This window comes from Marinomonas piezotolerans, from assembly GCF_003362755.1.
Lineage (GTDB): Bacteria > Pseudomonadota > Gammaproteobacteria > Pseudomonadales > Marinomonadaceae > Marinomonas > Marinomonas piezotolerans.
Window position 1 is genome coordinate 148,643 of sequence record NZ_QKRA01000003.1, and the last position, 22,215, is coordinate 170,857.

Sequence of the window (22,215 nt, forward strand, 5' to 3'; positions counted from 1 at the left end):
CGGATAATTGCTTCCATACATTCCTAAGTGAGAAAGGTGTTGCTTTCATTATGGTCGAATCCGCGGATCCAATTTCTATGACGTCTGCTGCAGCGGGTAAGCTGAAGTCGTTGATTGTGGAAGAAGAAAATGAGCGTCTGATGCTACGTGTTTATGTGACAGGTGGAGGATGTTCTGGTTTTCAATATGGTTTTGCTTTTGACGAAGAGTATCAAGAAGACGATACCGAGGTGGTTCAAGAGGGAGTGAAGTTGGTCGTAGACCCACTGAGCTTTCAGTATCTCGTAGGGTCGGAAGTAGATTATGTGGAAAATTTAGAGGGTGCACGGTTTACGGTGTCTAACCCTAATGCGTCATCAACTTGTGGTTGTGGTGCAAGCTTCAGCATTTAGACGAAATATTTGTTGAAACAAGTTAAAGTAGAACCCTCGCTTTTTGTGAGGGTTTTTTTATGGCAAAAGGAAATGAAATGAAAACGCAGCTAATGATGGGGGTAGGCTTGCTCGCACTCTTGAGTTCTGTGCAAGCCAATGCTGGGGACTGGCGAGTCGCGACGGGTTTAGGTTCAATATACTTAGATAATGAAAAACATGGTTACGAATCAGCACGGTTAGACGCTTATGCTTTAGATTTTCAAGTTATCTACGCCGTTTCCCCATTGCTCGAACTATCAGTCGGTTATATGGAGGGGGTTCGAGGTCTGGTTAAACAGAATAATGAACTGATCGATGTGTCGGTTATGTATTTGGATACCCATTGGAAGCTTTCGAATGGGGTGATTCGACCCTATGGTGTTGTTGGGGTCGGCAAATTAGACGCAAAGCCGGAGATAGGGGATCAAATAGCAAGCTTGCGCGCAGGATTTGGCGTGGCGCATGAGCTAATGGACCGTTTGGATTTGAATTTTTCATATATTGCCACGACAGCGAGTATTCAGGACGCCGAAATGGAAAGTATGACTTCTTTGGGCGTTGTTTACACCTTTGAGTAGTTGGGGAGATCCTAGGCGCTGGTATCGATATCGCTTGAGTGCTGAATGGTGTCCTCTGCGCTCTCCTTGTGAGCTTCATATGCCCCGTAATTACCAATGTAGATATAGCCACATTGTGTATCTCCAATGAGAATAGGTAGAGAATCCTTTGCGCGTTGGAGCCAGATTTGCAAGCCGGTTGCAGAAATAGTGTATTTAGCAGGGGGAGCGTAGCTGTAAAGCGCTTCTAATGGAGTGCTTTCGCCGTCTTGGTCAATTTCAAATGACCAACGAGCTGGCAAGTCTTCGAGCTGTTCGGCTTGATAGGGGGTGCTAAGGTGTTGTATCGGTGGAAGGTTTTTGAATGAGGTTAAATAGTCGCTCTGTAAGTGTTGGATATTAAAGTGCAATGTTACTTTTTTTTGGCTGTTATCACTGCCGTGCAAAGTGCATTCAAAATGCTTTTCGTTATGCTTATGTCGCTGTGGCTTTAGGTCGTCACCATAATCAGGCGAGTCGTTATTGGGTTTTTCTGCCGGAGGCGTTTGCAGAACAAGCTCCCAATCGTTTGCGGCGCCGGCAAGTTGCGACAGCGCATGAACTGTAATTTGTTGAGGTTCTAACTGCTGTAATATGACTTCTAAGACATTGGCAAGAATACTATCAATCGGCACCAGTTCAGACGCCAGCTCTTGAGACAAGGTTATTTGTTGAACATAAGCAGCCGCTTCACTGAGTGTGAGACTGTCTTGGCTGGAAGATAATGTTCGCCTGCGTTGGAAGCGGGGGTCTTCTCGTTCGGGAAGTTGATTTAAACGATTGACCGTATCAATAAAGATCATCATTCCACCTAATATGTTTGCGTAGTGTAGAAGTTTATCGGTCAATGATTGCAAGAGTTAAGGCTGATTTATTCAGCCTTAACTCAAAATTTTTAGCGTAACAAGTTTGATAGCTTTGGGTTGGGCTCTAGCGCTGCTCGGTATAGTAGAGCAACTTTACCAATCGTTTGTACGATCTCGCATTTCAATACTTTGCTTGTTTCTTCTACATGAGCATAACGAGCTTCGCGGTCAGCGATACTGTAACGAACCTTTATTAATTCATGATCTTCTAAAGCGCGATCAATTTCAGTCAGTACTGACTCGGTAAGACCGTTTCCTGCAATCGTGACAACAGGATTAAGTGAGTGGCCAATCAGGCGATATTGTTTTTTTTGAACGTTCGTCAAACTCATAAGTATATTTTCTCATCTTAGTTAGTCCTCTTTATTGGAGGCGTCAGAGGTTAAGCGATATTATAGCGGAATATGTGCCTGTTTAGGTATGATGAAAAAGTGCAATAATCAAAAACTGCCTTAGTAGATAGTGCGGAACGAATCGATTTTTGTTTTGTCTTACATTCGATTCGTTAAAGTCATAGTTTGAACGCTATATTCGTACGAAAATAGCAGTCAGTATGCGACTTCTGTTATATTGGCGTGATGGTGTGTCAAACTCATGCGTTTACGAAAATACACGTAATGCACATTAGAACTGCAGACTTGAATCTTGTAATTTTAATTACGGCCCCAATATGTAAAGCTAACTCCCGAAGAAAATCACTTCGGTCAGCTCATTGAGGTGGTTACAGCGTAAGGTGATGCGCTTAAATAGTGGCATCCTTACGAATGCGATGCGAAGTCAAACTGGCTCGATATACCCTAAACCCTGATACGTGCGCCTTTTGGTCAAACGTATCTCAACTAGGACGACAATTTAAAGGTTAATTAAGCAAAGTCGATTTTGGCTTTGCCAACTTAACCGTTAAGAGGTGTGCTCTTGAACGATATGCTAAAAAACATTTTATTGTGGTTGGTGATTGCTGCCGTTTTACTGACAGTATTCAACAACTTTAATACCTCTACTGAAACAAATAGGATTTCATACTCCGAGTTTGTGCAAGAAGTTCATGACGGACGTATCGCGAAAGTAGTGATAGACGGCTATACCATCAGTGGTACCCGTACTGGAGGAGACAGCTTTGATACCGTTCGCCCTGCTGCATCGGATCCGAAGATTATGGATGACTTGTTAAGCAACAATGTTGTCGTTGAAGGGCGTATGCCGGAACAGCAAAGCATCTGGATGCAGCTGTTAGTGGCCAGTTTCCCAATTCTTCTGATTTTGGCGATTTTTATATTCTTCATGCGTCAGATGCAAGGTGGGGGAAGCGGTAAAGGTGGGCCAATGTCTTTTGGTAAATCCAAAGCTCGCTTGTTGCCAGAAGATCAGATTAAAACGACTTTCGCTGATGTCGCTGGGTGTGATGAAGCAAAAGAAGATGTGGAAGAGCTTGTTGACTTCCTTCGTGAACCCAATAAATTTCAGCGCCTAGGGGGTAAGATTCCGCGCGGTATCCTAATGTGTGGTCCTCCAGGTACAGGTAAAACATTGTTGGCTAAGGCGATCGCGGGTGAGGCCAAAGTGCCTTTCTTTACAATATCCGGGTCTGACTTCGTTGAGATGTTTGTCGGTGTAGGTGCATCTCGCGTGCGGGATATGTTTGAGCAAGCTAAGAAGCATGCGCCGTGTATCATTTTTATAGATGAGATTGATGCAGTGGGTCGTAACCGTGGTTCCGGTATGGGGGGCGGTAACGACGAGCGTGAGCAAACTCTTAACCAACTATTGGTCGAAATGGATGGCTTTGAAGGTAACGAAGGTATCATCGTTATTGCCGCAACAAACCGTCCTGATGTGCTCGATCCCGCATTATTACGTCCAGGCCGATTTGATCGTCAAGTTACAGTTGGTTTGCCTGACATCCGTGGTCGTGAGCAGATTCTGAAAGTACATTTGCGCAAAGTACCTGTTGATGACGATGTGGTGCCAAAAAATATCGCGCGTGGTACGCCTGGTTTCTCAGGGGCCGATTTGGCGAACTTGGTAAACGAAGCTGCCCTATTTGCTGCTCGTTCAAACCGTCGCTTAGTCAACATGGAGTTGCTAGAGCTTGCTAAGGACAAGATCCTTATGGGGGCTGAGCGCAAGTCGATGGTCATGAAAGAAGAAGAGAAGCTCAATACCGCTTATCATGAAGCAGGTCATGCGATTGTTGGTTACTTGATGCCTGAGCATGACCCTGTTTACAAAGTGACGATTATTCCCCGTGGTCGTGCTTTGGGTGTGACGATGTATCTTCCTGAGGAAGATAAGTATAGTTTGAGCAAGCGTGGTATCGAGTCGCAAATATGTAGCTTATATGGTGGGCGTATTGCCGAAGAGCTAATTCATGGGTTTGATGGCGTCTCTACAGGGGCTTCAAATGATATTGAGCGAGCATCAAGTCTAGCGCGCAACATGGTTACTAAGTGGGGACTCTCTGAGGAGCTTGGGGCTTTTGCATACGAAGAAGACGATCAACAGAGCTACACAGGCAGTAAAAATAACTACTTCTCGCCGGAAACAGGCAAGAAGCTGGATGCCGAAGTGCGAGACATCATTGATCGTTGCTACAAAAAAGCCACTGACATTCTAACAGAGCATCGTCCGAAGCTCGATATGATGGCTGATGCATTGATGGTCTATGAAACGATAGATGCCGATCAAATCAAAGAGATCATGGATGGTAAGAAGCCAAGTCCACCGGCTGGTTGGACGGATCCTTCTGGTGGTAATGGTGGCAGCGGTTTTGAACAGCCTGAGGTTGATAATAAGGCGACGTTGGATGATTCTGATACCGCTAGTTCGGCCGACCAAATGACGGATGAAGGTGACCAAGCGCCAGCGTCTCAAAAATCTTCTGGTGAAGCGTAAGCTTCACCAGATCCTGTCTAACATTGAATGGCCGACGAATGTCTGTGATGAAATTTGGCGATAAGTCTCTCGACTTATCGCTTCCTCGCGTTATGGGGATACTGAATGTAACCCCTGATTCTTTTTCCGATGGCGGTAAGCACAACACACTGGATGCAGCGTTGCGTCAAACGGAACAAATGTTGAATGACGGTGCGTCATTTATCGACATTGGTGGAGAGTCTACTCGGCCTGGTGCTGTGAGTGTGGGCGAGCAAGAGGAGCTTGATCGGGTTTTGCCTGTCGTTGAGGCTATCGCCAAGCGCTTTGATACAGTGATTTCTGTCGATACAAGTACGCCATTATTAATGCTAGAAGCCCAGCGTTTAGGTGCGGGGTTGATTAATGATGTGCGAGCGCTGGAGCGTGATGGAGCGGTCGAAGCTGCTGTCAAAACGGGGTTGCCCGTTTGCTTAATGCATATGCGAGGGACACCTCAGGATATGCAAAATGCCCCAATCTATGATGAGCTTATCGCAGATGTAGAGCGCTATTTGCTTGACCGTGTGGCGGTCGTTGAAGCGGCTGGAATCAAGCGTGAGCAGATTATGCTAGATCCAGGGATTGGTTTTGGTAAAACGCTTCATCATAATGCCTCGCTTCTTAAGCAAACTGGGCGCTTTGTGGACTTAGGGTTTGAAATGTTGATTGGTGTGTCTCGTAAAACCATGATTGGAGAGATTTTAGACGCCTCTGTAGAAGAGCGTTTGTCGGGGACGATGGGAGCAAATGCTTCAGCTTACTTAAAGGGAGCACGTATCTTTCGTGTTCACGATGTAAGGCCTCATGTAGAAATGTTAAAAGTTATGCATCACATAGAAGAGAGTTAACATGCGTAAATATTTTGGTACAGATGGAATTCGTGGGGAAGTGGGTAAGGCACCAATCACACCAGAGTTTATGCTAAAGCTCGGTTGGGCCGCCGGACAGGTATTTAAAGAGCAGGGTAAGAAAATACTCATTGGTAAAGATACCCGTATTTCAGGCTATATGTTTGAGTCGGCATTAGAATCAGGCATTGTTGCTGCGGGGGCTGATGTGCGATTGGTAGGACCTATGCCGACCCCAGCAATTGCTTACCTAACTCGTACCTTCCGTGCCAGTGCTGGAATTGTTATCAGTGCATCGCATAACCCTTATACAGATAATGGTATTAAATTCTTTTCCGCAGAGGGCGGTAAGATCTCTGATGAGATTGAGGAACGAATAGAGTATTACCTTGAGCAACCGATGGAGGTTGTACAGTCAGAGTATATTGGCCGTGCCAAGCGTATCGAAGATGCAGCGGGACGATATATCGAATACTGTAAAGGTACCTTTCCCATCGGCCGTCAGCTTACGGGCTTAAAAATTGTCGTGGATTGTGCGGATGGTGCTACCTACCATGTTGCGCCAAGAGTGTTTTCTGAATTAGGTGCCGACGTGATATCAGTTGGTGTGAACCCTGATGGATTGAACATTAACGAAGTGAGCGGCGCAACGAAGCCTGAATTGTTGCGTAAGAATGTGCTAGCCGAAGGTGCTGATCTTGGTATCGCTTTAGACGGCGATGGAGATCGACTGATTTTAGTTGATGCGAAAGGTAATGTGCGAGACGGTGATGATATTTTATATATTATTGCCAACCACTTAATGAATACTGGTCGTTTCAATGGCGGTGTAGTGGGTACATTGATGAGTAACTTTGGTCTTGAGTTGGCATTCTCAGAAAATGGCATTGGTTTTAGCCGAGCGAAAGTCGGTGATCGCTACGTTAATGAGAAGCTTGTGCAGCACGGTTGGTCTCTTGGTGGTGAGCCTTCGGGACATATCGTATGTCGCGATATTACGACTACTGGGGATGGTATTGTTGCTGCTTTGCAAGTTTTGCGGGCAATGATAGAAGAGAAGAAAACATTAGAGCAATTGCTAGAAGGGCTAGTTAAGTTCCCTCAAAAGCTAAAGAATGTTCGCGTCGCAGCGCGCTTTTCACCTGCTGAAGAGCCTTCTTTACAGAAAGCAATCGCTCATGCGAACGAACGATTGAATGGCTTGGGGCGTGTGTTGTTACGAGCATCAGGTACTGAACCTTTAATTCGAGTGATGGTAGAGGGAAGGGATCAGAAGATGGTTGATGAACTCGTGGACGTCCTTGTTGCCGAGGTTGAAGCAGTGGCAAAAGAGAAAGCACAGGCAATTAGCTGATTTCTAAACCTAAATCCACAAATAGCGCTTGATATACGTTGGGCAATTGCCTAGAATGAGCGCCTCGAAATCAAGGGTATCGTTATGACTCGTCGTAAGATAGTTGCTGGTAACTGGAAAATGAATGGCTCAAAAGAGTCTGTTGTTGAACTAGTGAAGAGCATTCAGTCGAATGATGCCGTTGATGTCGTGGTTGCTCCTTCATTCGTGTACTTGGCAACCGTGGCAGATCTGGCGTTGGCGTCAAACTTGAAAGTAGCTGCGCAAAATGTATCTGACCAAAAGCAAGGTGCGTTTACTGGTGAAGTAAGCATTCCAATGTTAGAAGATTTCTCTGTGTCTCATGTCATTGTAGGGCATTCAGAGAGACGCTCACTGTATGCAGAAACTGATGCGATAGTAGCTGATAAAGTGGATGCGGTGCTTGCAGCTGGATTAACTCCTATCTTGTGTGTGGGAGAAACTTTAGAGCAGCGCGAAAACGGCACAACATTAGCTATTTGTAATGGTCAGATCGACGCCGTTATGAATGTCGTAGGTGCTGAACGTTTTGAAAGTGTAGTGGTTGCGTATGAGCCTGTTTGGGCCATTGGTACCGGTAAATCAGCAACATCAGAACAAGCACAAGAAGTACATAAAGGTATTCGAACTCACATTGCAAAAACATCGTCTAAAGCAGCTGAGAAAGTGGCGATTTTATATGGTGGCAGTGTGAAGGCATCTAATAGTGCTGAGTTGTTTGCTCAGCCTGATATTGACGGCGCCCTTGTTGGTGGCGCATCACTGGATGCCGCAGAATTTAATTCGATCATAGAATCCGCGAAGTAGAATAATGGAAACTTTAATTTTAGTTGTTCATGTATTAGCCGCCGTTGCTATCATCGGGTTGGTGTTAATACAACAGGGTAAAGGAGCTGATGCCGGCGCGTCATTTGGCGGTGGTTCATCTCAGACAGTATTTGGTAGTCAAGGCGGAAGTAGCTTCTTCGGTCGTATGACGGCCTTGATTGCATTAGTGTTTTTCTTAACTAGCTTTGGCTTAGCATTTTTTGCGAGCGAACAGGCTAAAACTGTTGGTGGTGGTTTGGACTTTGTGCCAAGTGCGCCACAAGTTGAAGAAAATGTTGATATGCCTGACCTTCAAGCAGGCGACGCTTCATCAGAAGCGAATAATGATATTCCTACAGTAGATTAAATTTAATTTAATGAGAAAAAGAGTTGCCGATGTGGTGGAATTGGTAGACACGCTATCTTGAGGGGGTAGTGGCCTACGGCTGTGCCGGTTCGAGTCCGGCCATCGGCACCATTCTTGAGAGTTTTTCTATGTTGTAGTAGAATGCGCTCTTGTTGACGCGGGGTGGAGCAGTCTGGTAGCTCGTCGGGCTCATAACCCGAAGGTCGTTGGTTCGAATCCGGCCCCCGCAACCAACCTAGTTTCTTTAGAGAAACTGAGGTCTGTAAAGATCTTGAAGTTTGGATGGCCCCTTTATGGGGTTTTTTATTATCTGAACTTTTGTTAAATGGGCCTTGTGCCCGTTTTTTGTTTCTAGGCTTTTATTCGGAGAAGTGATTTGTCTACTAAGTTCACACAGTTAGAAGAGCTTATCAGGCCTGTTGTAGAAGGTTTGGGGTTTGAGTTTTGGGGCCTTGAATATCTCTCTCAAGGAAAAGATTCGGTTCTTCGTGTATTCATAGAAACGGACTCCGAAAAAGGCATTGATGTCGAAGACTGTGCATCGGTTAGCCGCCAAGTAAGCGCTATTCTCGATGTCGAAGACCCTATTACTGGTGAATACAGCTTGGAAGTGTCTTCTCCAGGTTTGGATCGCCCATTATTTGAACTCAGCCAATACCAGCGCTTTCTAGGTGCGGTTGTGTCATTGCGATTACGAGTGCCGTTCGATGGACGCCGTAAATTTAAAGGTCGGCTCAATGGTATTGAGGGTGATGAAGTCGTACTCGTTGTTGACAACGAAGAATACATCTTACCGATTGAGTTGATTGAAAAAGCAAACATCGTTCCTCAGTTTTAATTTATTTAACCTTAAAGAGAGGCTAAAAGGATGAGCAAAGAAATTCTTTTGGTAGTGGAAGCAGTTTCAAACGAAAAAGATGTGCCTAAACAGGTTATTTTTGAAGCTGTAGAAACTGCATTAGCAAGTGCTGCAAAGCGTCGTTTTGAAGGCGATGTGAAAATCCGTGTATCAATAGACCAGCGTACTGGTGATTATAAAACGTATCGCCAATGGAATATTGTGGCCGATGAAGATTATTCTGCACCGGATTCTGAGCTAACAACGGATGATATGGAAGAGATGAATCTTGCACTGGGTGCAGGTGAAATCTACGAAGAAGAAATCGAATCTGAAGAGTTTGGGCGAATTGCTGCACAAACTGCTAAGCAAGTCATTGTGCAAAAAGTACGCGAAGCTGAACGTGCGAAAATGGTGGCACGTTACACAGAGAAAGTCGGTAAACTTGTACATGGACAAGTTAAGAAAGTGACGCGTGATAGCTTGATCATTGACCTAGGTGAAAACGCGGAAGCGTCGTTACCTAAAGATCAGCTGATTAATCGTGAAACGTTCCGCATGAATGATCGTGTTCGTGCACTGCTGCAAGAAATCCGTGAGGATGCCCGTGGCTCGCAATTAGTGCTTTCGCGTACGTCTCCTGAATTTATGGTGGAATTGTTCCGCCTAGAAGTGCCAGAGATTTCTGAAGAAGTAATTGATATTCGTGGCGCTTCGCGTGATCCAGGTTTGCGTGCAAAGATCGCAGTGAAAACCAGTGACCGTCGTATTGATCCGATTGGCGCGTGTGTCGGTATGCGTGGTGCACGGGTTCAGGCTGTCTCTAATGAAATGAATGGTGAGCGCGTTGATATTGTGTTGTGGGACGATAACCCAGCACAGTTAGTGATCAATGCGATGGCTCCTGCAGAAGTTGACTCAATCGTAATAGATGAAGATGCGCACTCAATGGATGTGGCTGTTAAGAGCGATAACCTAGCGCAAGCGATTGGTCGAAATGGTCAAAACGTTCGATTGGCATCCGCTTTAACTGGCTGGACGCTAAACGTTATGACCAGTGAAGATGCTCAAGCGAAACAACAAGAAGAATCACAAAAGCTGATTGACGTGTTTGTTTCTGCCTTGGACATTGATGAAGATCTAGCAATTTTGCTGGTTGACGAAGGCTTCGCAACACTTGAAGAAGTTGCGTATGTGCCTATGGAAGAAATGTTGGACATCGACGGATTTGATGAAGATTTGGTAAACGAGCTACGTACTCGTGCTAAGGAAGCGTTGTTAAATCAGGCGCTACAGGCTGAAGAGCAGCTAGAAGGTGCTAAGCCTGCTCAAGATCTTCTTGAGATGGAAGGAATGGATAATCACCTGGCTCTAGTTTTAGCGTCCAAAGGCGTTATTACAATGGAAGATTTGGCTGAACAATCAGTTGACGAGTTACTCGAAGTTGATGGAATGAATGAAGAACGCGCGGCAGCACTAATTTTAACCGCACGCGCACCTTGGTTTGCTGAATCTGAATAAAATCTGAGTAAAAAGGGGGAACTTAATGACAGTTCAAACCGTTAAGATACTATCCGAATTGGTGAACACGCCAGTCGAGAAGCTATTGGCTCAGATGCAAGATGCTGGTTTGCCGCAAAAAAGCGCAGATCAAGAAGTCTCTGATGTTGAAAAGCAAATCCTGCTAAACTACCTTAAACGCCAGCACGGCGAGACTGAGGACTCAGCAGGTCAGCGCATTACACTACAGCGCCGTACGAAAAGCACGTTATCTCGCGGTGATGGTGGTAAAGCAGTAAATGTCGCCGTGAAAAAGAAACGTACATATGTTAAACGTGATGATGCCGATGAAGAACTGAAACGCCAGCAAGAACAAGCTGCAGCGCAACGTGAGGCAGAAGAAAAAGCACGTATTGAAGCTGAAAAAGCTCGTGAAGAAGCCGCGAGACTTGAAGCAGAACAGGCAGCTAAAGCGAAAGCCGAGGCTGAAGAAAAAGCTCGACAAGAAGCACAGCGCAAACAGAGTGAGCGTGATGCTGCAGAACGAGCTGCACAGCAACCGGAGCAAAACGACTCCGACATGGGAGCGGATAAACTCGTGGATAAACCTAAAGAGACTAAGACCAATCGTAAGGTGTCTCAACCTACTGGTGACAGCAAGCCAAGTGCGCCTGCACCAAAAGGTAAAAAAGCGGCACCCAAAGGTGATCGTGAGAAAGACAAGCCACGTGGTCGTCAAAATGACTCCAAGCGTGGTCGTATTTCGCTAAATGGCGATGATGAATTTTCGCGTCGCGGCGGTAAGCGTAAGCTGAAAAAGCCTGCGGTGAAGCAAGAACATGGCTTCCAAAAGCCTACAGCACCTATCGTACACGAAGTGGCACTTCCTGAAAGTATTACGGTCGCAGAATTGGCCGATAAAATGACAGTGAAAGCTGCGGAAGTCATTAAGGTGATGTTTAAAATGGGCGCAATGGCGACCATTAACCAAACCATCGACCGTGATACCGCGACGCTTGTCGTTGAAGAAATGGGCCACACGGTTAAATTGATTGATGAAAATGCTGTTGAAAACGACATGCTTGAAGCAATCGATTACGAAGGTGAAGCAATCAAGCGTGCGCCTGTTGTGACCGTAATGGGTCACGTAGACCATGGTAAAACATCGCTACTTGATTACATTCGTACGACGCGCGTTGCCGCGGGTGAGTCTGGTGGTATTACCCAGCACATCGGTGCGTATCACGTAGAAACAGATCACGGTATGGTCAGCTTCCTTGATACACCAGGACACGCGGCCTTTACTTCGATGCGTGCTCGTGGTGCTCAAGCAACGGATATCGTTATCCTAGTGTGTGCGGCAGACGATGGTGTTATGCCTCAAACGATCGAAGCGATCCAGCACTCGCGTGCAGCGGGCGTTCCGATTGTCGTCGCGGTGACTAAGATCGATAAAGAAGCGGCAGATCTAGACAGGGTTAAGAATGAATTAGTTGCACAAGAAGTCGTGCCAGAAGAGTGGGGCGGCGACGTCCAATTCGTAGGCGTATCGGCGAAATCTGGTGAAGGCATCGATGAGCTTTTAGAAGCCGTTCTTCTTCAAGCAGAAGTCTTAGAGTTAACAGCAGTGCCGAGTGCTCCAGGTAAAGGCGTAGTTGTTGAGTCTCGCCTTGATCGTGGCCGTGGTTCTGTAGCAACTGTATTGGTTCAAAACGGTACGCTTAAGAAAGGTGATATCGTATTGGCTGGCCTACAAATGGGCCGTGTACGTGCGTTGTTGGACGAGAATGGTAAGTCTGTAAATGCAGCGGGCCCTTCTATCCCAGTTGAGATCCTTGGTCTTGATGGCACACCTGATGCAGGTGAAGAATTCATCGTCGTAGCCGACGAGCGTAAAGCACGCGAAGTAGCAAACTTCCGTCAAGGTAAATACCGTGAAGTCCGCTTTGCCCGTCAGCATTCTGCGAAACTTGAAAACCTATTCTCCGGAATGGGCCAAGATGAAGTAGGCACACTGAATATCGTATTGAAAGCCGATGTTCGTGGCTCTCTAGAAGCCTTGATTAAGTCGTTAACAGATCTAAGTACTGATGAAGTAAAAGTGAACGTAGTATCCAGTGGCGTTGGTGGTATTACTGAAACTGATGCAACACTTGCGCTAGCGTCCAATGCGGTAATCTTTGGTTTCAACGTTCGTGCAGACAGCTCTGCGAAACAATTCATTGAGCGTGAAAGTGTTGATCTACGTTACTACAGCGTTATTTACAACATTATCGATGATGTGAAGCAAGCTCTATCTGGTATGTTGACGCCAGATCTACGTGAAGAAATCATGGGTACTGCAGAAGTACGTGATGTGTTCCGTTCACCGAAGTTTGGCTTAGTAGCCGGCTGTATGGTTATTGAAGGAACGGTTCACCGTAATGAGTCTATCCGTGTATTGCGTGACAACGTTGTTATCTATGAAGGTGAGCTAGAATCTCTACGCCGCTTCAAAGACGCTGTTAACGAAGTGCGTCAAGGCATGGAGTGTGGTATCGGCGTGAAGAACTACAACGATGTGAAAGAAGGCGATAAGATCGAGGTCTTCAAGACTATCGAAGTCGCTCGTACACTTTAAGATAGGGATTCAACATGGCAGGCGAATTCAGTCGTACTAGTCGTATTGGTGATCAGCTCCAAAAGGAGCTGGCATCCCTTATACAGTTCGAAGTGAAAGACCCTCGTTTGGGTATGGTCACTGTGAATGAAGTTCGCGTAGCTAAGGATCTTGGTTACGCAGATATTTATTACACGGTACTTGGCTTAGATGATGATGCAGAGCGCTTGGCGGAAAACCAAGCGGCTTTGGACAGCGCGAAGAATTTTTTGCGCGGTCGTCTAGCGAAAGAAGTGAAGCTTCGCGTAATGCCGCACTTACGTTTCCATTATGACCAAAGCGTTGTGAATGGTGCGCGTATGTCAGCGTTAATCGACGAAGCCGTCCGTAAGGACACTCAGAACAAAGATTCAGAAGAGTAAGCAATTACCATGGGCAAAACACAATGGCGCACCATTGATGGTGTCGTTCTATTAAATAAGCCTTTGGGTCTGAGTTCGAATCAAGCGTTACAAAAAGTTCGCCGTGTGTTCCGCGCCGCCAAGGCCGGGCATACGGGAGCTCTTGATCCTCTTGCCACCGGCATGCTCCCTCTATGCTTGGGTGAAGCCACCAAATTCTCGCAATTCCTCCTTGATGCTGATAAACGCTACATCACCTGTATTGAATTGGGTATTCGTACCACTACGGGCGACAAAGAAGGCGATATTCTAACCACAGATACTGTTCCACAACTGTCTGATAGTGAGCTAGAGACTGTATTGCAAGCGTTTCGTGGAGAGATCGAGCAAGTGCCGCCTATGTATTCGGCTTTGAAACACGAAGGCAAACCTTTATATGAGTACGCTCGCCAAGGGATTACCATCGAACGAAAGCGTCGTACGGTGACGATCTCAAATTTGACCGTGTTGGAGCGCACCGATAATACTCTGACGTTAGATATCAGTTGCTCAAAAGGCACTTATATTCGCACAATCGGTGAAGATATCGGCGAAGCACTTGGGTGTGGGGCACACTTGAAATCGCTTCATCGTGTCTCTACAGCCGATTATGATCCCGCTGATATGCTGACACTCGAACAATTCGAGGCGTTTGCAGAGCAAGGTGAAGACGTGCTGGATCAGCAATTAATGGGCGCTGATACTGCTGTACTGCATTTGCCTCGCGTTGTCATGACACTGCAAGAATCCAGTGATATTGTTTTTGGGCGATTGCTGCATGACACACGCGGATATTCAGAAGGTCAGCTACTTCGATTATACGTTGAAAAGAGCGACGCATTTCTTGGATTAGGCGAAGTGAAAAAAGGCAAAATTAAGCCCCATAGATTGGTAAATACCAGTGAGTTGACGCACAAATAGTGCTACAATCCACAACCCTAGGATGACTGGAAATATGCTCGGCCACCCTGGATTATTTAATAAGCATATTAATTTCGGAGATTATGATTATGGCATTGTCTGCAGAAGCAAAAGCAGCATTGGTTGCAGAGTTTCAAACTAAAGAAGGCGACACAGGTTCACCAGAAGTTCAAGTTGCATTGCTAACTAAGAACATCGAAGGTCTACAAGGTCACTTCAAAGATCACAAAGGCGATCACCATTCTCGCCGCGGTCTTATCCGCATGGTTAACCAACGTCGTAAGTTGTTGGACTACCTTAAGCGTAAAGACGCAACGCGTTACACTAGCTTGATCAAAAAGCTAGGTCTGCGTCGCTAAGACCAAAGAGGGGCCATAGACAATTCTATGGCCCTTTTTACTTATAGGACTCCCGAGAGACAGCCTGTACTTCACATGTGTTTTTCACCGCTTAGGAACGTCAGCAAAGGTGACCCAAGAACACATCTGAGTACTGGCTAACAAAGAATGTCTTTGGGAGAAAGTTACAAAAATTAAGTTAAGGAATACGAGTGAGTATTACGACTAAAACGTTTCAATATGGCACACACGAAGTCACCCTAGAAACAGGCCGCATCGCACGTCAAGCGACTGGTGCTGTACTTTGTACAATGGGTGATGCACAAGTTCTTGCAACCGTTGTTGGCGCAAAAAGCGCTAAACCTGGTCAAGACTTCTTCCCACTATCTGTTCATTACCAAGAACGTACTTACGCAGTCGGTAAAATCCCTGGTGGTTTCCTGAAGCGTGAAGGCCGTCCTTCAGAAAAAGAAACCCTAACATCTCGTTTGATCGACCGTCCGATTCGCCCACTGTTCCCAAAAGGCTTCATGAACGAAGTTCAAGTGGTTTGTACAGTAATGTCGACGAACACGGATTTGGACGCTGACATCGCAGCAATGCTAGCGACGTCTGCAGCACTTACCATTTCTGGTATTCCGTTCAACGGACCAATCGGTTGTGCACGTGTTGGTTTCAGCGATGAAACAGGTTACGTTTTAAACCCATCTAACTCTGAACTAACAGAGTCTCTACTAGACATGGTAGTAGCAGGTACCAAAGACGCGGTCCTAATGGTTGAGTCTGAAGCGCAAGAGCTGACAGAAGACGAAATGCTAGGTGCAGTGTTGTATGCACACAAAGAAATGCAGACCGCCATCTCAGCGATCAACGAATTTGCAGCAGAAGCTGGCAAGCCTCGTTGGGAATGGTCTGCTGAAGAAGCCAATGCTGATCTAGTGGATGCGGTTAAATCTGGCTACGCAGATCAGATCGAAGAAGCTTACGGCATCTCTGAAAAAATGGCTCGCTACGCGAAACTTGGTGAAGTGCGCGATGCAGCGATTGCCCAGCTTGTAACAGAAGAAGGCCCTTACTCTGAAGCAGACGTAACAGGCGTATTCGGCAAGCTAGAGAAAAACATCGTACGTCGTCGCGTTATCGACGGCAAACCTCGTATCGACGGACGTGACAACAAAACGGTTCGTGGCATTAACGTTGAAGTGGGCATGCTTAAGAAAACCCACGGTTCAGCGTTGTTCACTCGTGGTGAAACGCAAGCAATCGCTACTTGTACACTGGGTACAAGCCGTGACGCACAAATTGCTGATGGCCTAGCTGGCGAATCCAAAGACAGCTTCATGCTGCACTACAATTTCCCTCCATACTCTGTAGGTGAATGTGGTCGCATGGGTGGCGTGGGTCGTCGTGAAATTGGTCACGGTCGTCTAGCTCGTCGTGGTGTTCAAGCGGTTCTGCCGACAGAAGATGAATTCCCATACACAATCCGTGTGGTATCAGAGATCACTGAATCGAACGGTTCAAGCTCTATGGCATCTGTTTGTGGTGCGTCTCTGTCTATGATGGATGCTGGTGTACCTCTTAAAGCACCTGTTGCAGGTATCGCAATGGGTCTGATCAAAGAAGAAGACGGCTTTGCAGTCCTAACTGACATCCTAGGTGACGAAGATCATCTTGGTGACATGGACTTTAAAGTAGCGGGTACTGAAGAAGGTATCACTGCGCTACAAATGGACATCAAGATCGAAGGCATCAACGAAGAGATCATGGACATCGCACTATCTCAAGCGATGGACGCACGTAAGCACATCCTACGTGAAATGGCTCAAGTGATTGGCTACGCTCGTCCAGAAGTGTCTCCAAACGCGCCTTCTATGGCAACGATCAAAATCGATCCTGAAAAAATCCGTGAAGTCATCGGTAAAGGCGGCGCAACCATTCGCTCTATTACTGAAGAGACAGGTGCTTCAATCGATCTTGACGACGACGGTACAGTACGTATCTACGCACCAGATAAAACAGCTTCTGATGCAGCGCTACTACGTATCCATGAAATCACTGCTGAAGCAGAAATCGATAAACTTTACCAAGGTAAAGTCGTTCGTCTAGCTGAGTTCGGTGCATTCGTGAACATCTTGCCTGGCAAAGATGGCCTAGTACACATTTCACAGATCGCTGAAGAGCGCATCCGTGCTGTCGCAGACGTACTAGAAGAAGGACAAGACGTAATCGTTAAAGTCCTAGACGTAGACGCACGTGGTCGCATCAAACTGTCTATGAAAGAAGTGACTGAAGAAGAAAAAGCAGCATTTGTTGCTGGCTAATCTTCTAACTTCTGGTTAGATCCTAAAAAGGAGCACCTCGGTGCTCCTTTTTTATTACCTACGATTTATGTGTAGCAAAGGGATCTGGCCCCTTAGACGACACATAAATCGTAGGTCGTGCTTTAGCGCGACAGTGTCGGTACTCTGTCACTACTTTGGGGTGGCGCTATCCCACGTAATTGAATTGGCTTGCGCCTGTCTCTTCTTGTACCTCGAACCCGACGCGTGGCGTCAATTAAACACATGGTACATCGCTAATAATGCCTTCACTTTCTCGACTTGTCATGGAAGCGCCTGTCAGAGTGTATTAAGATCAAGAACTAAATAATACCGCAGTCAGAAAAACGTGCTGTGGATAAAAGACAAGACGAGCATGCTCGATTTTACATTTTTGGACTATGTTGAAAACTTAATAAAGTCTAAGGCCGATAGCTGGTTAGGCGATTTTTTAAAGATATTTGCGTTCGTCTAAACGCGCATGCGCACTATTAAAACGTTAGCAGTCAAATGGTAGATACAATGGACGTAACAGATATAAAGGCCTTTATTCCAAGCAAAGATTACGAGTTATCCAAATCATTTTATTCAGAAATTGGTTTTGATTCTGAGTATGTATCTGACGACCTTACCTTATTTCAAAACGGTGACTGCCTTTTCTTCCTGCAACGCTTTTACGATGAAGCGCTAGCTAGCAACTTTATGCTTCAAATTTGCGTTTCTGACATCAATGAAGCCTTTAGGTTATGCTCTGAATCCACACTTAAACAAAAATTCACTTCAATATCCCAAGAATCATGGGGTAAAGTTTTTTATTTGTGGGGCCCATCGGGTGAGTTACTACACATCACTCAGGTTGGCAGCTAACAAACCGCTGTAGCCGGTCGCAAGTTCACTGGGACAACAACACGTGGGCTCAGTCGCTTCGCCCCAAATTCTTGCCCACGTTTTATTGTCCCTAAGCTGGGTGTTAAGTTTCTTTATCGAGATCGAGAATGGATGAAAAAGTGAAAGCGTCATGGGAGTGAGCCCTTCACCTTGATACGCTTAAAACAAATATAATTACTGTGTCTATATTTTCGATGGCCTTCGAAATGCTCAAGAGTAGTATTACTGAAAAGATCGAAGGTTTTTTTACTAATGGATTTGATGAAAATGGGATGATTGTAAGCCCTGAATATAAAGAAAAGGTACTTAGTCTAAACAGAATCGCCCTTTATGCATCACTGAAATGGCTGCAAGGTATGGAAGCTATTGATGGTGAAGATTTGGAGAGGTTCGAATATACCAAAAGGTGTCGTAACACCTTGGCTCACGAAATGCGTACGTTTGCATCCTCATGTGTAGATTTTGATGTCGCATAAGTATTTGAAAAGATGGTCGATCTGCTGAAAAATAGGGATTTGGTGGCTTTAAAATCTAGAAATGGCGATAGGCCCAGAGGCTTACCCAGAAGATCTAGAGTAAGTAATTCTCAGTCCTGTATGGAGTCTTCAAATGCTGATTGACGTTGCACTAGGGCCAGAGGAATAGGCGCGAAAGTATTATGATCAATTTGTCGAAAATGCAGACAAAACTTAACAAGCGCATGTTGGCGGACTGTTTTCCTGCTGCGCTCCAAACCAGCCGCAAATGCGGGTGCTATAGAAAGTGAGATGTTCTTCAACATGGATCAACTGTTCAATAATAGGGAAATTGCCGTATCGATATGGATATTGATATTCTTTTCTTGGGCATTTACCAAAAAAGAGGTTAGATCGACTGGCAAAGCAGTTGTGTTTGCATTCTGCAACCCTAAAATACTTTCAATTTTCATCCTTATGGGAGCCTACACTTATTTTTTTGTCGACCTCCTAAATGGCATTGGGGTATGGGATATAGACCAACTCAAAAACACTATTTTGTGGTTTGTTTTTGTCGCATCAGTAGAGCTCTTTAAAGCCAATACAATTCATGACGAAGATGGGTACTTCAGAGACTCTATTAAAGGACACTTCAAATTACTTGCTATCTTCGAATTTATTGTTGCTTTTCACTGCTTCAGCTTGATCGCTGAACTTATAATAGTCCCAGTCACCTCAATTTTAGTAATGGTTCTCGCATATTCGGAATTAAAAGAAGAGTATAAGCCTGTAGAGAGAGTCGTGAATTTCATCCTTTCAGCTTTCGGGGTGCTTTTACTAATTTATGGGGCTTACTTTATAGGCACAAATTTTGGGGATTTTGCAAAATATCAGACTTTGATGGACTTCGTCATTCCAATAATTTTGTCTATTATCTTGCTTCCATTTATATATTTCATCTCGATATTCATGCTTTATGAGCGGATTCTCCTAAGAGTAAACATCTACACTGACAATAAATTTTATAGACTATATGCAAAAGCCAAAGCGCTGATGCACTTCAATCGTGATCACAAAGCGCTCGATAGCTGGCTTGCTTATGCTTGTGCAAGTGACTTTACAAGTAGAAAATCCATTAATGAGTCTATATCTGGTTATCATAAGGGAGACCAGTGAGTGGTATAAAAACGTCTGTAGTCGCCATGAAAAAATACGCGGGGCTGAGTCGGTCTTTTGGTTGTTGGTTTATGTGCTTAACGCTACGTTAGCACAACAAAACAACTCCAAGTCCGCCCCAAACTGAGGCTTATATGAATACAGGAAATTCGGAATATGGAAATCAAAATAGACGATTTATCGGGTGGTGAAGTCATTAAGCTCCTCGAAGAGCACTTAGCAGATATGTATGCCACGTCACCGCCTGAGAGTGTTCATGCTCTAGATGTTAATGAACTTAAATCACCAGACATTACATTCTTTAGTGCTTGGTCTGATGGAGCGCTACAAGGCTGTCTTGCTATCAAGCAGTTAACCCCTCAGCATATCGAGTTAAAGTCGATGAGAACGTCTAGCTCCTCTAGAAAATCAGGTGTTGCGACTAAGCTGCTAGCTCATGCATTGAATGTAGCGATCGACAAAGGATATCAGAAGGTTAGCTTAGAAACCGGTACTCAGGATTTTTTCCGCCCCGCAAGAAATTTGTATGAAAAGTTTGGGTTCAGTTATTGCGATCCATTCTCTGATTACGAACTAGATCCGCACAGTTATTTCATGACAAGAGAACTGGCGGAAAAATTCGCATAGCAACGCATTTTGAAGTGATTCGTTACGCTGAGCAGTTTCGCTTCGCTCAAGTGTAGCCAAACACTGCTGACACCTTAATGAAGCGTTATACATCAAACAATCTTAACTGTATCAAGGAAGCACATGGAATATATTGAGTTAGTCGGAGCCTTGGCTGTGCTTCAGTTTTTCTTCTTTGGATTCATGACTGGATCAGCCCGGAGAAAATCAGGTTTAAAAGCGCCGGCCGTAACTGGCGATGCAGGTTTTGAGCGTATGTATCGCGTTCAAACAAACACCCTAGAAACGCTTGTTGCATTTTTACCTGCTTTATTTATTGCTGGGAATCATTGGTCATCGGCCTTAGTTTCGGGAATAGGGGCAATCTATCTTGTGGGACGTTTCATATACTGGCGTGCTTATATTTCTAATCCAGAAAATCGAGGGTTGGGTTTTATGCTGTCAATGCTACCAACGTTTATATTGATTGCATTGGCTATACTTGGTCCACTTATCAGTGTCTTAAGTTCGTAACAAAGCCAATCACAGTCGCCCATGCAAACAACGCATGGGCTGGTCCTCGCTGTTGTTCTGCTTGTGGAAGTAGTCCGCCGAAAGTGGATCTAAGCGGCATCCACCAGCAATACCTGATCTTGACCCGATTTCTGAACATGGTACGTAAACGCCTAACGAGGCCATTAAATTTGCTCCCTTCGGCTTTTTCGCTTGATCTTTTTTTTGCACATTATCCGAAGCTGCTCTAGCCGCCAGCATGGCTTATGTGGATCTCAACCTACTTCGAGCTAAAATCAGCGAAATACCGGAAAAATCAGATTTTACCAGCGTGAAGCAACGCATTCTCTCCGCAAATCGCTCCGAGCAACCTGAAGGTCTATTTCCTTTTGTTTGCAATCCAAGAGAAAATGCGCCTCAAGACTTACCTTTCAAATTAGAAGACTATCTTGAGCTTGTTGATCTAACGGGACGAATCGTTTGAGAAGATAAACGAGGCAGTATTGATATGTCACTCTTACCTATTTTTATAGTAATGGGTGCCTTTGTGTTATTTTAGATTTATAAGAGTCTGGTAGACAGAAAAGCTTATGTTTGGAATAGTAAAATGTTGTTAGAGTATAATCCAACTCAAGGGAAAGTTACGGGCGAATGCGGCTATAAAACTTTTCAGCCATTGCCACCTTTAGATACCTGGATCCAATCATATTGGCAACTTTCGGTACCGAAAGGACAGTTTCAATACCATAGTGTGCCGGATAACTGTGTGGATTGGATTATCAATATAGGTTGCTTCGACGATAATTTTCTTATTCCCCCATTTCTTTCGCCTACTCTTTTCTATATAGATGGCCCAGCGTCTTTTTTTGGTATCCGTTTCCGAATTCTCGGGCATAAAGGCTTGGTCTGTGTGCCTGTTGGTGAATGGGGGGAGACTGATAGCGTAATGGCGCAAGAATTATTACCTAGGGACATCGTTTACGCTGTATTTGAAGTCATTACTAACGCAGAGTGCTTTGATATGCGCTGTAAGAGCTTATCAGCCGTCATGCACTCTGCTATAACGTCTACCAACATTGATCCTCGCTTAGCTCGTTACGTTCGATATTGTTACGAAAATGTCGGCTCTTATCTCGACCTCTCAGATCACCGAAGCAGTGAGTTCGGTGTTTCTGCACGTCAGCTTAGGCGGTTAGTTAAAGAGCACATTGGTATACTTCCCAAAGATTTTGGCAAGGTTTTAAGGTTTCAGTGTGCTCTCAAAGCGATAAATAATGCACCGCAACACAGCAAGCCTTACCTTGATTACTACTACGATCAGCCTCATTTCGTGCGAGAGTTTAAACGCTTTTCAGGTGTTACTCCAACGCAGTTCAAGAAAATGTCCGTTTTATACAACCAATGATCTTTTGAGTGAACAATAATGTAGCTTACT

23 protein-coding genes and 2 tRNA genes are annotated in these 22,215 nt (G+C 45.1%); 23 read left to right on the forward strand and 2 right to left on the reverse strand.

Going from position 1 to position 22,215, the window contains the following annotated elements:
• The first annotated feature begins 50 nt into the window (after positions 1–50).
• Positions 51–392: an iron-sulfur cluster insertion protein ErpA gene (erpA, locus tag DN730_RS08185; RefSeq protein ID WP_147290567.1), complete on the forward strand. Its 342-nt coding sequence runs from the start codon at positions 51–53 to the stop codon at positions 390–392.
• A 77-nt stretch (positions 393–469) separates the two neighbouring features.
• Positions 470–991 (forward strand): outer membrane beta-barrel protein, encoded by a 522-nt coding sequence (locus DN730_RS08190; RefSeq protein ID WP_158541191.1) that lies wholly within the window; start codon positions 470–472, stop codon positions 989–991.
• 11 nt (positions 992–1,002) lie between these two features.
• Here DN730_RS08190 and DN730_RS08195 read toward each other — a convergent pair whose 3' ends face one another.
• Positions 1,003–1,812, reverse strand: a complete 810-nt coding sequence (locus tag DN730_RS08195; protein ID WP_115467638.1) for a hypothetical protein — start codon at positions 1,810–1,812, stop codon at positions 1,003–1,005.
• A 92-nt stretch (positions 1,813–1,904) separates the two neighbouring features.
• On the reverse strand, positions 1,905–2,207 hold the full coding sequence (locus DN730_RS08200) for a YhbY family RNA-binding protein (protein ID WP_115467639.1): 303 nt from the start codon (positions 2,205–2,207) through the stop codon (positions 1,905–1,907).
• A 583-nt stretch (positions 2,208–2,790) separates the two neighbouring features.
• Here DN730_RS08200 and ftsH point away from each other — a divergent pair.
• The 21 genes from ftsH to DN730_RS08310 all read left to right on the forward strand — a co-directional run bounded on the left by ftsH (position 2,791) and on the right by DN730_RS08310 (position 22,185).
• On the forward strand, positions 2,791–4,767 hold the full coding sequence (gene ftsH / locus DN730_RS08205) for an ATP-dependent zinc metalloprotease FtsH (RefSeq protein ID WP_115467640.1): 1,977 nt from the start codon (positions 2,791–2,793) through the stop codon (positions 4,765–4,767).
• Between the two features lie 38 nt (positions 4,768–4,805).
• Positions 4,806–5,636, forward strand: a complete 831-nt coding sequence (folP, locus tag DN730_RS08210) for a dihydropteroate synthase (RefSeq protein ID WP_115467641.1) — start codon at positions 4,806–4,808, stop codon at positions 5,634–5,636.
• 1 nt (position 5,637) lies between these two features.
• Positions 5,638–6,990, forward strand: a complete 1,353-nt coding sequence (glmM, locus tag DN730_RS08215) for a phosphoglucosamine mutase (RefSeq protein WP_115467642.1) — start codon at positions 5,638–5,640, stop codon at positions 6,988–6,990.
• Positions 6,991–7,074: 84 nt separating this feature from the next.
• On the forward strand, positions 7,075–7,818 hold the full coding sequence (gene tpiA / locus DN730_RS08220) for a triose-phosphate isomerase (protein WP_115467643.1): 744 nt from the start codon (positions 7,075–7,077) through the stop codon (positions 7,816–7,818).
• 4 nt (positions 7,819–7,822) lie between these two features.
• Complete coding sequence (gene secG, locus DN730_RS08225) at positions 7,823–8,185, forward strand: preprotein translocase subunit SecG (protein ID WP_115467644.1); 363 nt, start codon at positions 7,823–7,825, stop codon at positions 8,183–8,185.
• 25 nt (positions 8,186–8,210) lie between these two features.
• Positions 8,211–8,296 (forward strand) — tRNA-Leu (locus tag DN730_RS08230).
• A 45-nt stretch (positions 8,297–8,341) separates the two neighbouring features.
• Positions 8,342–8,418: transfer RNA gene (locus tag DN730_RS08235), tRNA-Met, on the forward strand.
• 143 nt (positions 8,419–8,561) lie between these two features.
• Positions 8,562–9,023 carry a ribosome maturation factor RimP gene (rimP, locus tag DN730_RS08240; protein WP_115467645.1) on the forward strand — a complete coding sequence of 154 codons (462 nt, stop codon included), beginning with the start codon at positions 8,562–8,564 and terminating at the stop codon, positions 9,021–9,023.
• Positions 9,024–9,053: 30 nt separating this feature from the next.
• A complete protein-coding gene (gene nusA / locus DN730_RS08245; RefSeq protein ID WP_115467646.1) occupies positions 9,054–10,544 on the forward strand; it encodes a transcription termination factor NusA in 1,491 nt (496 codons plus the stop codon).
• Positions 10,545–10,569: 25 nt separating this feature from the next.
• Positions 10,570–13,143, forward strand: coding sequence for a translation initiation factor IF-2 (infB, locus tag DN730_RS08250; protein WP_115467647.1), 2,574 nt, complete (start codon positions 10,570–10,572; stop codon positions 13,141–13,143).
• Positions 13,144–13,157: 14 nt separating this feature from the next.
• The gene (gene rbfA / locus DN730_RS08255) at positions 13,158–13,544 is read left to right on the forward strand and encodes a 30S ribosome-binding factor RbfA (RefSeq protein ID WP_115467648.1); all 387 of its coding nucleotides are present in this window, start codon (positions 13,158–13,160) and stop codon (positions 13,542–13,544) included.
• A gap of 9 nt (positions 13,545–13,553) precedes the next feature.
• A complete protein-coding gene (truB, locus tag DN730_RS08260) occupies positions 13,554–14,483 on the forward strand; it encodes a tRNA pseudouridine(55) synthase TruB (protein WP_115467649.1) in 930 nt (309 codons plus the stop codon).
• An 89-nt stretch (positions 14,484–14,572) separates the two neighbouring features.
• Positions 14,573–14,842, forward strand: a complete 270-nt coding sequence (gene rpsO, locus DN730_RS08265; RefSeq protein ID WP_115467650.1) for a 30S ribosomal protein S15 — start codon at positions 14,573–14,575, stop codon at positions 14,840–14,842.
• 191 nt (positions 14,843–15,033) lie between these two features.
• On the forward strand, positions 15,034–17,145 hold the full coding sequence (gene pnp, locus DN730_RS08270) for a polyribonucleotide nucleotidyltransferase (RefSeq protein WP_115467651.1): 2,112 nt from the start codon (positions 15,034–15,036) through the stop codon (positions 17,143–17,145).
• Positions 17,146–17,664: 519 nt separating this feature from the next.
• On the forward strand, positions 17,665–18,009 hold the full coding sequence (locus tag DN730_RS08275; RefSeq protein ID WP_115467652.1) for a VOC family protein: 345 nt from the start codon (positions 17,665–17,667) through the stop codon (positions 18,007–18,009).
• Positions 18,010–18,236: 227 nt separating this feature from the next.
• Positions 18,237–18,506 (forward strand): hypothetical protein, encoded by a 270-nt coding sequence (locus DN730_RS08280; RefSeq protein ID WP_115467653.1) that lies wholly within the window; start codon positions 18,237–18,239, stop codon positions 18,504–18,506.
• Between the two features lie 303 nt (positions 18,507–18,809).
• Complete coding sequence (locus tag DN730_RS08285; protein WP_147290568.1) at positions 18,810–19,661, forward strand: hypothetical protein; 852 nt, start codon at positions 18,810–18,812, stop codon at positions 19,659–19,661.
• Between the two features lie 156 nt (positions 19,662–19,817).
• Positions 19,818–20,288, forward strand: coding sequence for a GNAT family N-acetyltransferase (locus DN730_RS08290; protein WP_115467655.1), 471 nt, complete (start codon positions 19,818–19,820; stop codon positions 20,286–20,288).
• Between the two features lie 123 nt (positions 20,289–20,411).
• Positions 20,412–20,801, forward strand: a complete 390-nt coding sequence (locus tag DN730_RS08295) for an MAPEG family protein (protein ID WP_115467656.1) — start codon at positions 20,412–20,414, stop codon at positions 20,799–20,801.
• Between the two features lie 238 nt (positions 20,802–21,039).
• Positions 21,040–21,264, forward strand: coding sequence for a hypothetical protein (locus tag DN730_RS08305; protein WP_115467658.1), 225 nt, complete (start codon positions 21,040–21,042; stop codon positions 21,262–21,264).
• Between the two features lie 123 nt (positions 21,265–21,387).
• Entirely contained in the window at positions 21,388–22,185 is a 798-nt protein-coding gene (locus DN730_RS08310) for a helix-turn-helix domain-containing protein (protein ID WP_115467659.1), read from the forward strand.
• Positions 22,186–22,215 lie beyond the last annotated feature (30 nt).

Bases quoted from the DNA above. Each gene is read 5' to 3' on its own strand.
- erpA (WP_147290567.1), top strand. From the start codon at position 51: ATGGTCGAATCCGCGGATCCAATTTCTATGACGTCTGCTGCAGCGGGT.
- DN730_RS08190 (WP_158541191.1), top strand. From the start codon at position 470: ATGAAAACGCAGCTAATGATGGGGGTAGGCTTGCTCGCACTCTTGAGT.
- DN730_RS08195 (WP_115467638.1), bottom strand. From the start codon at position 1,812: ATGATCTTTATTGATACGGTCAATCGTTTAAATCAACTTCCCGAACGA.
- DN730_RS08200 (WP_115467639.1), bottom strand. From the start codon at position 2,207: ATGAGTTTGACGAACGTTCAAAAAAAACAATATCGCCTGATTGGCCAC.
- folP (WP_115467641.1), top strand. From the start codon at position 4,806: ATGTCTGTGATGAAATTTGGCGATAAGTCTCTCGACTTATCGCTTCCT.
- glmM (WP_115467642.1), top strand. From the start codon at position 5,638: ATGCGTAAATATTTTGGTACAGATGGAATTCGTGGGGAAGTGGGTAAG.
- tpiA (WP_115467643.1), top strand. From the start codon at position 7,075: ATGACTCGTCGTAAGATAGTTGCTGGTAACTGGAAAATGAATGGCTCA.
- secG (WP_115467644.1), top strand. From the start codon at position 7,823: ATGGAAACTTTAATTTTAGTTGTTCATGTATTAGCCGCCGTTGCTATC.
- nusA (WP_115467646.1), top strand. From the start codon at position 9,054: ATGAGCAAAGAAATTCTTTTGGTAGTGGAAGCAGTTTCAAACGAAAAA.
- infB (WP_115467647.1), top strand. From the start codon at position 10,570: ATGACAGTTCAAACCGTTAAGATACTATCCGAATTGGTGAACACGCCA.
- rbfA (WP_115467648.1), top strand. From the start codon at position 13,158: ATGGCAGGCGAATTCAGTCGTACTAGTCGTATTGGTGATCAGCTCCAA.
- truB (WP_115467649.1), top strand. From the start codon at position 13,554: ATGGGCAAAACACAATGGCGCACCATTGATGGTGTCGTTCTATTAAAT.
- rpsO (WP_115467650.1), top strand. From the start codon at position 14,573: ATGGCATTGTCTGCAGAAGCAAAAGCAGCATTGGTTGCAGAGTTTCAA.
- DN730_RS08275 (WP_115467652.1), top strand. From the start codon at position 17,665: ATGGACGTAACAGATATAAAGGCCTTTATTCCAAGCAAAGATTACGAG.
- DN730_RS08280 (WP_115467653.1), top strand. From the start codon at position 18,237: ATGCTCAAGAGTAGTATTACTGAAAAGATCGAAGGTTTTTTTACTAAT.
- DN730_RS08285 (WP_147290568.1), top strand. From the start codon at position 18,810: ATGGATCAACTGTTCAATAATAGGGAAATTGCCGTATCGATATGGATA.
- DN730_RS08290 (WP_115467655.1), top strand. From the start codon at position 19,818: ATGGAAATCAAAATAGACGATTTATCGGGTGGTGAAGTCATTAAGCTC.
- DN730_RS08295 (WP_115467656.1), top strand. From the start codon at position 20,412: ATGGAATATATTGAGTTAGTCGGAGCCTTGGCTGTGCTTCAGTTTTTC.
- DN730_RS08305 (WP_115467658.1), top strand. From the start codon at position 21,040: ATGGCTTATGTGGATCTCAACCTACTTCGAGCTAAAATCAGCGAAATA.
- DN730_RS08310 (WP_115467659.1), top strand. From the start codon at position 21,388: ATGTTGTTAGAGTATAATCCAACTCAAGGGAAAGTTACGGGCGAATGC.